The following is a 12,527-nucleotide window of genomic DNA, read 5'->3' as shown; positions in this document are numbered from 1 at the left end:
CCGCCGCCACGGCGGCGAGCGCGAGGGCGGCGGGGGCGCGGCGGGGGCGGGCCGGCGGCCGGGCGGGCCGGGCGAGGGGGGGCATGCGTCCTCCGGTGCTGCGGTGGGTAGTGCGCCCGGCGGCGGGGTGCTCGCGCGCCGGCGGGCGGAGCCATATGTATTCTGTATACCTGGGTGAGGATGCGGGGCGGCGCGCGGGGACGCAAGATGGGGCCCTCTCCCCCGCGCGGCCCCGGTCGTTCGTTCCACACGACCAGGGGCCGCGCTCCCCTCTCCCAGGTCTGGGAGAGGGTGGACACGACGGGGATCGGTGTGGGGGGCTGGCTGTTCCCCGTCCCCTGTTCCCTGGGGTCGCGTGAGGGATGCGCGCCCGGAGGGCCGGGACAGGGGCGCGCCGTGGGGTTTGGCGCGAACCTGGCCCGGCGCGGTTGGGCACAGTCGTATCGTGCCCTACCGCGCGCGCAGCCCGGCCCGGAGCGCAGCGGAGGGACACGCCCGGAACCCAAGTGCGTGAGTGCGGGAGTGCGAAAGTGCGAAAGTGGCTGAGGTGACGATGCGAGCGTTCACCGGGGTGGGCCTGATCCTCGTCTGGACCTCGAGTCTGCAGGGGCAGGCGGGGGATACGCTGGGGCGCGACACGGCGGCGTACCGGCTGCCGGAGCTCACGGCGGTGGCCACGCGGGCGCCGGCGCGCATCCTGGACGTGCCGCTGGCCGTGACCGTCATCGGGCGGCGCGAGCTGGAGGGGGCCAACGGGCTCCGGGCCGACGCGGCACTGCGCGCGGTGCCCGGGGTGCTGGCGCAGTCGCGCTCGGGCGGGGTGGACGTGCGCATCACCATCCGCGGCTTCGGGGCGCGCGGGGCGGGCGACCGCTCGAACGCGGGGACCACGCGCGGCATCCGCATCCTCCAGGACGGCTTCCCCGAGACGGAGCCCGACGGGCGCACGGCGCTGGACCTGGTGGACCTGGCGGCGGTGGAGGGGGTGGAGGTGGTGCGCTCCAACGCGTCGGCGAGCTGGGGGAACGCGGCGGGCGGGGTGGTGAGCTTCTCGACCGTGCCCGCCTTCGAGCGGCCGTTCCTGGGCGCGGTGCAGCAGGCGGGCGGCTTCGGGCTCTTCCGCGAGGCGGTGCGGGGGGGCTGGACCGTGGGGGCGGGGCGGCTCTGGCTGGCGGCGGTGCGGACGGACTTCGCGGGGTGGCGCGAGCAGTCGGAGAGCGAGCGCTCGCTGGTGAGCGCGGGGGCGCTGGCGCCGCTGGGCGGGCGCACGCTGCTGCGCGTGCACGCGGCGGCGGCCGACAACGCCTTCGGCATCCCCGGGCCCCTCACCCGCGCGGCGCTGGAGGCGGACCCCGAGGCGGCGAACCCCGTCTACCGCGAGCGGCGGGAGCGGCGCCACAACCGGGTGGGGCGGCTGGGGGCGGCGCTGGAGCACCGGGCGGGCGAGGGCGTCTGGCTCTCGGCGTCGGCGTTCGTGAACCCCAAGCGGCTGCTGCGCTCGGAGCGGGGGACGTTCCGCCGCTTCGAGCGGGTGCACCTGGGCGGGAGCCTGGGGGCGCGCTGGGAGCACGCGCTGGGCGCGGGGGCGCGGGGGACGCTCCAGGCCGGGGTGGACGAGGCGTGGCAGGACGGGCCGGCGCGCTTCTGGTCGCTGACTCCCGAGGGGGAGCGGGGGTCGGAGCTCCGGACCGACAAGAACGAGGGGGCGAACAACTTCGGGGTGTTCGCGCAGGAGGTGCTCTCGCTGGGGGAGCGCCTGGACCTGACGCTGGGGGCGCGCTGGGACGCGATCGCCTATTCGGTGCGCGACCGGCTGAACCCGCGGCTGGACGACCGCCGGACGTTCGCGCGGCTCTCGCCCAAGGTGGGGGTGGTGTGGCGGCTGTCGCCGGAGCGGAGCGTGTACGCGGCGCTGGGCGGCGGGGTGGAGGCGCCGGCGGGGAACGAGACGGACCCGGCGAGCACCTTCGGGCAGGACACGGTGACGGCCATCAACCCGCTGCTGGAGCCGATCCGCTCGACCACCTGGGAGGCGGGCTTCAAGGAGCTGGGCGCGCGGCCCACGGGGTTCGTGCGGGCGCTCCGCTACGACCTGGCGCTCTACTGGACGGAGGTGCGCGACGAGATCGTCCCCTACCGCGGGGGGCGCTTCTACTTCAGCGCCGGGCGGGTGCGGCGACGCGGGGCGGAGCTGGGCCTGCAGGTGCGCACGGCGCCGGGGGTGGAGCTGGAGGCGGCGCTCACCGGGGCGGACCACCGCTACACGGCGTACGTGGTGGACTCGGTGCACTACGGCCGCCCCGGGCGCCTGGCCGACTACGGGGGGAACCGCGTGGTGGGGGTGCCCGCCTCCTGGGGCTCGGGGGCGCTGCGCTGGGCGCCGGCCGCGCCGGGCGGGCCGGAGCTGGAGCTGGGCGTGCAGCGGGTGGGCGGCTACTGGGCCGACGACGCCAACACGGTGCGGGTGCCGGGATACACGCTGTGGAGCGCGGGGGCGGCGCTGCGGGCGTTGCGGCTCGGGCGCGGGGCGAGCGCGCGTGCGAGCGTTCGAGTGGAGAACCTGGGCAACGAGCGGTACGTGGCCTCGGCGTTCCTCAACCCCGACGTGGTGGACGGCGAGCCCGTGGCGTTCGAGCCGGGGCTGCCGCGGCAGGTGGTGGTGAGCGTGGGGGTGGGGTGGGGGCGGTGAAGGTCAGAGGGCGAGGCAAACTGACTCACCACATGGGAAGGCGGCCCTCGTATCCCGGAAGAGCTCCAATCGTAGTCCGACGAGCTGATCGGCCCGGACATGAGAACGTGCCTACCTCAATTGGTATCAACAAGCCGGAGAACGAACTCTGAGGGTCGGTCCCGGTGGCGCGTGACATTCTCAACTGTCAGACGTCCGAGATAAGTGAAATCAGAGTGGTGGCGCTCTCGATAAAACAGGTGTATCTCGTCATTCCATCTGGTAGCAGCTAGCATTCTATCCTCTGCGGAGTGATCCTTCGGACCCTCCCAGGTTAGCCTGTTTCCCTCAAGATAGTTTCGATACTGCGAGACAGTCGGCTGCTGATCGCGAGTAACAAACAGGATTATAAAAGACTGCCCCCTTGGAGTCACAACGCCCTTTGAAATAGCTGTTGCGCTCTCATATCCCCACGCTTGGGCCAGTTCGTTCCGCGAGTATCTCTGATTCAGGCGGATGTTGGCAAAGGAGACGTTCGGCATAGGTATTCGATTGGTAATAGGTTAGATCCAGCGCGCAGTAGTGCGTCATTTCCCCAGTACCCGAGTGGAACTGGAACCAGCGATAGACGCAAGCTTTTGCGCCACAGCATCTTGGATATGCGCTGCGGTATCTTCCAGATCGATTCCGGTGCTATGCTCCCATACCCGAATGACCTGCCAACCCAATTCGGCGAGTTCGGCGTCTACACGGCGATCTCGCTGTACATTTCGATGTAGCTTCTCGGCCCAGAATGCTGCATTCGCCTGCGGCATACTCCCATGCTGAGGACAACAATGCCAGAAGCAACCGTCCACAAACACAGCGATACGGGCTTTCGGGAAAGCAAAGTCGGGGCGACCCGGTAACCTGGGATGAAGTCGGTAACGTAATCCCCGAGACCAGAGTGCACGCCGAAGTTCTATCTCCGGAGCCGTGTGCCTTGTACGGACGCGCGCCATCTGCTCACTCTTTGATAGCGGCCCCCGCGGTTTTCGTCGAGCTGAATGCCTACGTACCTTGTGCATCAGAAACCGTACGACGCTTCGTTTGAGCTCGCCCACCGGCGACGCGTTCGAGTTCCTCCAGCATTTCGCTGGATCTCGCAACAGCTGCTGCCTGCGGAGACGCTTCCCAGTCTGCAACCTCCTGCAAGAAATCTTCGTGCCCAATTGCAGGGGTTACAAGATCCTGGTCAAAATCAACTTGGAGGAGTAATGGGAAGCGAACCGCCTGCCCGCTAACAATCCCTTGGCCCGGACCAAAGCCAGGAAGCAAGCGGCTGTCCGCCTTAGTTAAATTCTCCATTACTTTCTCGACAAATCCCTGGTCGCGTGGATTCACCAGTCGAAAGATCAGGAACGTGTTGCATTGCGAAAGGGTTGTTTCGTCTAGCCGGCTGGGGCGCTGACTGATAAGAAGGAGCCCGGTGCCGAACTTCCGACCTTCGGTGATTACCTTTCGAATTACCTCAACCGAAGGAGTGCCCGCCTGCCCCTCACCGTGAGAGGGGATGAAGTTGTGTGCTTCCTCAATAACCGCCAGGAACGGCGGAATACGATTACTCATGGAAGCACGGTGTTCGAATAGGTGCTTCAAAACCACCGCGACAATGGTCGATTGCGTGAGATGGTCATATCCCCCGAGGTATAGAATGCTGACTTGACCAGGCTGCGCGAAATTTTCCGGTTCAGTTGCCGGGTCAGGCATTGGTTCAAACGGGAGATCCGTTTGTTGTCGTAGTCTCGCATTGGAAGTGTTCATTGCTGCAAGATAGCTCTGAACAATCTTCAATCCACGTCTAACAGCCGGCAGTGTACCACGATGGCCGGCGCTAAGCCGGTCAACTTCCTGAAGGAGTCGGTCGATAAACGTGTTCACGTCTATTCCAGTGGAAGTAAGCGGGACGTTTTCAAGCGCCTCTTGATACTTCTCCTTTTGGACATCTGTGAACCCTTGAGTCATCTGCGCAACAAGATAGCCGATAAGATCACGATTCTCCTCTTTGACAGAAAGGTGGGGGAAGAAGAGACGAATTTTGTTTTGAGGGAATAGGTCGCGGCGTGCCCAAAGCCCCAGGTAATCTCCATGTGGATCGATTATAACGAGGGGATAGCGGGCATTTAACAGCTCGCGAATAACTCGCCGAGCCGCTACGGTTTTCCCACCCCCGGTCATGGCCAGAATCGCCATGTGGCGAGCTACAATCGCATTTGTTTTTAGCCGGACCTCCACATCCTCTCGTCCGATCAAACTTCCAAGACGCAGTCGGTGCGTGTCCTCGTCTCCGGTGAGAAACGACTTTATCGCCTCGGACGGAGGACGACGCACCTCGGCTCCCGGATGCACCGGATAGCTGAGAGGCAACACCTTCTTTAAGTCGCCTGTATCCGAGGAGCCAAGGACCAATACTCTCCCCTCGATCTGGTCGCGCGAGTAGGAGAGGACTGTGTCGATCAGTCCCACGCTCTCATCCGCGAGTTCCTGGCCAGCTTCTGCAGGTAAGAACGGGTTAAATCGAGCCAGTTCGACAATACGGCCCCACACCAATACAGACTTTCGTCTATCCCCCGAAGGTACATCCATCTGCACACATACCAAATCGCCGAGTTTTGCCGCAAAACTCCGGAGTACAAACCGAAACTCCTGCGGCGAAGTGTTGCCGACGACAGTCCCGATGTGAAATCCGAAAGACTTTGCTGCCATTCGTCAGTCCTCCGAAGGGTTTTAGGCCTGAGGCCGGTAGAAAAAGTCTCGCGGCGTACGCGCTAAAAATTGCCGCACCTGCGCCACAATATTGGAATCACCGGTCTGTAGTGCTCGTAAGAGAACATCGGCAGCGATCCTCGCCGACACACCGCGTGAAAGCCAGTCGGGCACCTTGGCGTACTTGTCTACAATATCCAGTCCAACTGGAAAAGCGTAGCGTGGAAGCAAACGGGAGGTGTGATACAATAACCGCAGTACCCGTGCTGCGTCACCAAATGCAGCAGAATTCATTTCAATCCGATATGGGAAATTACTAGCCGATGTCTTTAGTATGGTGGCGTATGGGCTTGGATACTGCTTCACTACCTCCTGCCACCGTTCGCGTGCCCTGCGAGGGGGATTTTTCGGGATCCGGATCGGATTCAGATACTCACCTTCCTGAAGAACGCAGCCGAATAAGAAATCATCTGATATATCAAACCGTTCTACAATGTCTTTGATCTTCTTGGCGTGATTGACTGTGATCCGGCGTTCTTCGACAAGGCTGTCGAGGACTGCTCGGGTTAACCAACGACCGGCCGTTCTTTCCACCACACCTACCATTGGAACAGAAGAGGCGTACACGTTCTGCATAACCACGCCATAAACAGCCATGAACTGATTCCACAGAACTGCTCCCCTAGGTGTACGGGGAATACCTGATAGTAAACCAATCGTAGAATCCTCGGTGATGCCGTGTTTTCGTAAAAAATCCGGATCAAGACATGGAATGAAATTGGGCTCACCCTCATCGTACTGAGTGAACTGGTTTACGAGAGGTCCGTGTAAAAACAGGAAAGCAATATCCTTTCGATCTTCAACATACCGAAGTGCCGTTAACGGTTCCAGGACGTAGCGAGCGGCTTCCTGTAAGCGCTTCCGGTCCGGTGGTTCTCCTGCTCCTCCGCCTTCGACATCCTGAACCAGATCACCGAGAACATACGGCGCAAGGTGCCAGTCTTCTCTTTTGTCTAAATCTGCCTCGCCCGGACAGACGGAATAGACCCCCACTCGCAGAGCAAGGGGTTCCGCACTCGGGACACCAGAAATACGTGCCACACCACCATCCGCAAAGGCGATGCGTTCTCCGATAACCTCAGACCAGAATTGCGCATGATTACGTCTTATTTTCTGAATACGCACCGGACCTACATCACTGCTTGTCAGCAGCAGGCGCAACTGCTCAGCCGTAGTGCGAAGTATTAAGGGAAAGTCAATGTTCTCTTTGCTAGAAAGCGATAGCACATGTGCAAACAGTGGAACAAGAATATGCGGGTCATGGACGAACTGCTCAGCATTGGTGCCGAAGAGTTCCGCATCGCCGCTCGCAACGAGATCGTGAAAGGCGGTGTAAATCTCTTCCGCCTCGATTGTTGTGAAATCTACCGGTGGGACATCGTACGCGCTAAGTCGGAGCGTCGGCTCGGCTGAAGAAACAAGCTCAAATAAATCCCCGGTCGCCGGTGTGATAACGCATCGTGCTGCCTTTGGAGACCCCTCTATGAAGAGCAGCAAATACTCCGTTTCGTCTGGCAGTTGAAACGCATACTCTGCGAGCATCTCCGATTTCAGGAAGGTCTCGTCTTTCAGACGGACCGCCCGAACTTCCTCCATAAGCAGTTTGCCGTCTGGGTGCCGCAGTTTCAGATAAATGCAGCAGTCATCATGTACCCCCGGCATCACCGGTCCTATCGGAAACAAGTGCTGCTGCCGGAGGCGCTTCTTATGTGCTGCTGAGCCGAGAAGCCACTCTCGGGAGAGCACGACAGCAAAATGTCCGTTCATCTTGAAATTACGAGAGGTTGCCCTGAGTAGGCCAGTTCCTTACCTGAGGCCGTGCCGAGGATGGCTCCCACCGGGTCAGGCGCAGCTGCTTCTCCGTAGCCCAGTTAGTCTGCGCGTTTCAACAGTATCGGTGGTGCCAACTTCTGGCAAGTATGCCCTAGCGGTTGCCGAGAAAAGTATTGACGTCTAGTAAACAGAGCGGTATTTTCGCGCGCAACGCGCGCGGATTCTTGATTCTGATCCGCTGACCTTTCATCGCCGAGTCTTCCCGAACCATGCCTCGACATCCCGTTCGTCGCCGGAAGCCTATTGCAATTGATCTTTTTGCGGGATGTGGGGGGTTGACAGTTGGTTTGAAGAAAGCTGGCTTTCGTGTACTCGCAGCCGTGGAAATCGATCGTTTAGCCGCAGAGACCTATCGAGCTAATCATCCCGGTGTTGTAATGTGGCGATGCGATATTCGACAGCTTACGACCGCACAGATCCTCAAACGTCTTAAACTCAAGCCAGGTGAACTCGACCTTTTGGCTGGGTGCCCTCCATGCCAGGGATATTCGACGATCCGCACCCACAATCGACCGAAGCCAGTAGAAGATTCGCGAAACGATCTAATCTTCGACTTCTTGCGGCTTGCTCGCGGGCTTCGGCCTCGCAGCATCATGTTAGAGAATGTTCCGGGCCTACAAGATGATGACCGCTTTACAACTTTTTGCGAGAAGCTAGGCAGGTTAGGGTACCGTTGCAAGCACATTGTATTGGATGCCGCTGAATACGGTGTTCCACAACGCCGTCGTCGTCTGATTCTTCTCGCTGCGAGGAGGGGAATCATCTCTCCAGCTCCGCCTGAAATGGAATCTCGCCATGTGATCGATGTCATCGGTGATATGCCACCAGCGGGTGAAAGTGGAGACAATTTACACGATCTTCCGGAATCCCGAACTGAACGCATAAGGGAACTTATAGCTAACGTCCCCAAAGACGGAGGAAGCCGAAAGGATTTAGGGGTTGAATTCCAGCTTGAGTGTCACAAGCGAACTGACGGATTCAAGGATGTTTACGGCAGGATGGCTTGGCATGACGTGGCTCCCACTATCACGGGCGGGTTTGTTAACCCGTCCAAGGGACGGTTCCTGCATCCAGAGGAGGATCGGACTATTACCTTGCGTGAAGGTGCACTACTGCAAACGTTCCCGGAAACATACCGTTTCTCGCTCAAGCGCGGCAAATTTGCAGTAGCAGAAATGATCGGGAATGCACTCCCCCCTGAATTTATCGCTCGTCATGCTTCACAGGTGCGAGCGTTCCTCCTGCAGCGGCGAATCCAGGCACCCTAGAGTCTCGCCACCTCCGGCTGGGCTTCGGTCTTGATTTTGCCAGCCCAGTAGGAGCGTTTGCGGGGCGGATCCCCACGGATACCCAGAATCGTTCTTCGCACACGGGGGGCGGCGGTGGGTGACGCGGCATCGGTCGGGCTGCGGAAGGCGGCGGGGCGGAAGCGCGCCCGCTGGCTCCTGCTCGCCCTGCCGCTGGCGATCGTTGCGGGGGTGCTGCTGGCACTGGCCTCGCCGACCGGGGTCTCCGGGCCGTTCAAGGCGCCGGCGGGGCCGCCGGATACGCTCCGCGGCACCCGCATGGCGGTGCCCAAGACGCCGCAGCTCCTCAAGGCCGCCTACCTGGAGCGCGCCGTCGCCGCCCGCAACGCGCGCGACACGCTCGCCGCCGTGTACGTCACCCGCTACAACATCACCCACACCCTGGCGCGCTCCATCGTCGACGCGGCCATGGAGGCCGGCATCGACCCCGAGCTGGCCTTCCGGCTGATCCGCGTGGAGAGCGTGTTCGACCCCGAGGCCGAGAACCCCGGCGGGGCGCTCGGGCTCTGCCAGCTCATGCCGGGGACGGCGCGCGACCTGGACCCCGAGGTGGACACGAAGGAAGAGCTCCTGGAGCCGCGCACCAACATGCGCCTGGGCTTCAAGAACCTCCGCGACATGATCCTTCGCTACGAGGGCGACGTGCGCCTGGGGGTGATCGCGTACAACCGGGGCGAGATCGCCGTGGACCGCGCGCTCAAGCGCGGCCGCGACCCCGAGAACGGCTACAGCGAGCACGTGCTGGGCCCCCGCGCCCACGGCGGCAAGCCGTACCGCGGGAAGGGCCTGCTCGAGCCGCGCGCCCCCTCCGCCGCCGCGCGATAAGGAATCCCACACTTACCCCCGCCGGCCGCCGGCGACGTCGAGCCCCGCCGCCCGGAGCCGCCCTCGGCGGCGTCCCGTCGGGAAGCTCGGGACGCCAGTTGCGCTTGCGCCCGGGAGCGTGCACTTTGTTCACTTTCCGCCCGGCGCGGCTCCCCGCCCGCCGACCGCAAAGTGCCCTCCGACCCCGGTATCCGCGCATGTTCTCCCGCTTCCGCCGTCCCGCCGCACCGCCACCCTCCCGGACTTCCGCGGACGAGCCGCGTATCGCCCCCCTGGACGACGCGGCCGTCCGCGCCGTGCTCGTGATCGCCGCGGCGCTGGACGCCGCCCCGCGGATTGCCCGGGCGCACGGCGGATGCGAGATCGCCGGCAACGTTCGCGCGGGGGCCGCCCAGCTCTCGCGCCTGGTGGCCGACGCGCTGCTCGACGCGCGGCATCCCCCGCCGGCGGACGCGCTCCGGACGGGGGCGGACGCGTTCCTCTTCGCGGCGCGCCAGGCGGCGGAGACGGTGTCGGTGGCCCTGCGCGTTTCCGGCTCCGTGCGCGAGGCCGGCAAGGCGCTCCTGGGCGAGGCCGGCGCCGCCCTGCGCGAGCAGGCGCTGGACCACCACGACTCGGACCTGCTCCTGGCCCTGCAGCACGGCGAGCTGGTGGCCTTCTGTCCGCCCCTCACGGCCGCGCAGGCGCACGTCTGGCTGATGGGCCCGCTCTTCGAGCGGGTGGAGGACTGGCTGGCGGAAGCCCCACTGCAGCGGATCGAGCGCGAGGCGGCGCGCTGGTGGCTCGGCCGCTGGCGCTCGGCGCGCCCGCTTCCCGGCGACGAGTTCCCGCGTGAGGTGCGCGAGCAGGAGTTCGCGCTGGTGGAGCGGCCCTGGGTCACGCTCGGCGTCTCGCCGCTGGAGTACATGGTGGAAGACGGCCTGCTGGAGGGCGCGGGACCCAGGCAGCGGCACCTGGCCCGGCAGCTCCTCGACTCGGTGGTGGGGGTCTGGAACGTCGAGCGGCGCGGCGGCGCCGACGCCGTCTACCGCCATCCCCTGGAGGGGACGCGCTACCGGGTGCGCGAGCACGGCGACACCCCCTACGGCGCGGGCGACGTCGCGCTGGGGCGGCTGATCCCCTTCGGCGACGGGACCTGGCTGCGCTCCCCGGGCACGGTGGCGCTCAAGGACCCCCCGGCGGGGCTCCCCGAGAAGCTCGCCGAGGGGATGGAGAAGGCGGGCTCCGGGATGTATCCCCAGGCCGCGCTGGAGGCGATGCTGCACGTGGCCCGGGGCATCCGCGACATCCCCCGCCCCGTCCGCCCCGACGTGACCCCCGACCAGGCGGCGGAGCTCGCGCGCGAGCTGAACGACGGGCTGCTCGAGATCGGCGCGGCGCGCGAGGTGGACCCGGCCGAGGTCCCCGCGCCGCTGGCCGTCCACCCGCACGCCGTCGTCGTCGAGTCCAGCGTGGACGTGGTGCTGGGCGAGTACATGGCCGCGCTCTTCGAGCTGTCGAAGAAGTCGCGCGCCAGGCGCCAGGCGCTGCGCCGCCGCGCCCGCGACGCGAAGAAGCGCGGGGGGAAGGGGAGGCGGTAGCGGGTGGGTCGGCGGCGGGCCGAAACGGGCGGTGCGCGTCTTGCCGGAGAAGGTCTGGACCCCTGAACGGCGGAAGCGATGTCCGGACTCGAAGGCCTGCTCGCCGGCAAGACGCTGGTGAAGCGCTACCAGATACAGGAAGTGATCGGCCGCGGCGGGTTCGCGGCCGTGTACCGCGCCGACGACCTGCGCCTGGGGCGGCCCGTGGCCGTCAAGGTGATCACCCTGGCCGCCCCCGACAACGCCACGCGCGAGCGCCTGCACGCGCGCTTCGAGCGCGAGGCGCGCGCGGCCGCCGGGCTGCCGCACCACCCCAACCTGGTGGCGGTGCACGACTTCGGCACCGACCCCGAGACGGGGATCGACTTCCTGGTGATGGAGCTGCTCCAGGGGCAGACCCTGGCGCAGTACCTGGCCCGCGAGGGCCGCCCCCCGCTGCCGCTGGCGCTGCAGGTGCTGCGCGAGGCGGCCGAGGGGCTGGCGGTGGGGCACCGCGCCGGACTGGTGCACCGCGACGTGAAGCCGGGGAACATCTTCCTGGCCGAGCCGCACGAGGACGAGCCGTTCCGCGTCTGCATCCTGGACTTCGGCATCGCGAGGATCGCCGACGAGAACGGCGACCAGACCGTCACCGCCGCCGCGGGCGAGAACCCGCTCACCGCCGCGTACGCCTCGCCCGAGCAGATCCGCGGCGAGCGCCAGATCACCCCCGCCTCCGACGTCTTCAGCCTGGGCGCGGTGGCGTACCAGCTCCTCACCGGCGAGAAGCCCTTCCCGGCCGACCCGGGGCAGCGGCTGCGCGACCCCCAGGTGCCGCGCGACATCCGCGAGCTGAGCCCCGAGGTGCCCGCGGAGGTGGCGGTGATCGTGGAGCGCGCGCTCTCGCCGCGGCCGCAGGACCGCTTCGAGGACGCGGGCGCATTCGTGGACGCGCTCGACACCTTCGCCGGCCCGGCGGACCGCACCGTCCTGGCGCCCCCGCCCCCCGCCGACGACGCGACGGTGCTGCTGGCCCCGGCGGCGCTGGCCGGCGCCGGCGCCGCGGCCGCCGCCCGCCCCCGCGACGAGGGCACCGTCGCGGCGCCGCCGCCCCGCCCGCAGGCGCCGCCCCCGCCGCCTCCGCCCCGCGTCTCGGCGCCGCCGCCCGCGCCCGCGCGCCGGAGGAGCCGCGCCCCGGGGCTGCTCCTGGTGCTGCTGCTCCTGGCCGCCGGGGCCGCCGCGGCGGTGTGGGCGTTCGGGGGGCGGGGGGGATCGGGAGACGACGGCCCGGTGGCGGGCCCCGCGCGCGACACCGCCGAAGTCGTCGACACGCCCGACGACGAGGGGGTGGACGGGGTGATCGTGGAGGAGCCGCCGGCCGGCGGCGACCTGGTGGTGGAGCCCGCGCCGCCGCCCGCGCCCGCCGAGGCCCCCGCCCCGCCGCCCGCCCCGGGCGAGCCGCCGCCGGCCCTGCCGGTCCCGGCCCCCGCGCCGCCGCCCGCGCCGGGCGCCGTTCCGCCGCCGGCGCCA

General features: G+C 65.8%; 7 protein-coding genes. 5 read left to right on the top strand and 2 right to left on the bottom strand.

The window, feature by feature from the left end; translation table 11 throughout:
• The first annotated feature begins 553 nt into the window (after positions 1–553).
• Positions 554–2,689 carry a TonB-dependent receptor gene (locus tag VF746_23020; protein HEX8695302.1) on the top strand — a complete coding sequence of 712 codons (2,136 nt, stop codon included), beginning with the start codon at positions 554–556 and terminating at the stop codon, positions 2,687–2,689.
• 1,029 nt (positions 2,690–3,718) lie between these two features.
• Here VF746_23020 and VF746_23015 read toward each other — a convergent pair.
• Positions 3,719–5,413 carry an ATP-binding protein gene (locus tag VF746_23015; protein HEX8695301.1) on the bottom strand — a complete coding sequence of 565 codons (1,695 nt, stop codon included), beginning with the start codon at positions 5,411–5,413 and terminating at the stop codon, positions 3,719–3,721.
• Positions 5,414–5,434: 21 nt separating this feature from the next.
• Complete coding sequence (locus VF746_23010; GenBank protein ID HEX8695300.1) at positions 5,435–7,240, bottom strand: DNA double-strand break repair nuclease NurA; 1,806 nt, start codon at positions 7,238–7,240, stop codon at positions 5,435–5,437.
• Positions 7,241–7,515: 275 nt separating this feature from the next.
• Between VF746_23010 and VF746_23005 the strand changes: the two genes are divergently transcribed.
• The 4 genes from VF746_23005 to VF746_22990 all read left to right on the top strand — a co-directional run.
• Positions 7,516–8,574, top strand: a complete 1,059-nt coding sequence (locus tag VF746_23005; GenBank protein HEX8695299.1) for a DNA cytosine methyltransferase — start codon at positions 7,516–7,518, stop codon at positions 8,572–8,574.
• 114 nt (positions 8,575–8,688) lie between these two features.
• Entirely contained in the window at positions 8,689–9,438 is a 750-nt protein-coding gene (locus VF746_23000; protein HEX8695298.1) for a transglycosylase SLT domain-containing protein, read from the top strand.
• Positions 9,439–9,635: 197 nt separating this feature from the next.
• Positions 9,636–11,018 (top strand): hypothetical protein, encoded by a 1,383-nt coding sequence (locus tag VF746_22995; protein HEX8695297.1) that lies wholly within the window; start codon positions 9,636–9,638, stop codon positions 11,016–11,018.
• Positions 11,019–11,096: 78 nt separating this feature from the next.
• A partial coding sequence (locus VF746_22990; protein ID HEX8695296.1) for a serine/threonine-protein kinase occupies positions 11,097–12,527 on the top strand: 1,431 nt, incomplete at its 3' end.

The organism is Longimicrobium sp. (genome assembly GCA_036389795.1).
In the GTDB taxonomy this organism is placed as follows: Bacteria; Gemmatimonadota; Gemmatimonadetes; order Longimicrobiales; family Longimicrobiaceae; genus Longimicrobium.
This window is presented reverse-complemented; position numbering and strand designations above follow the sequence as displayed.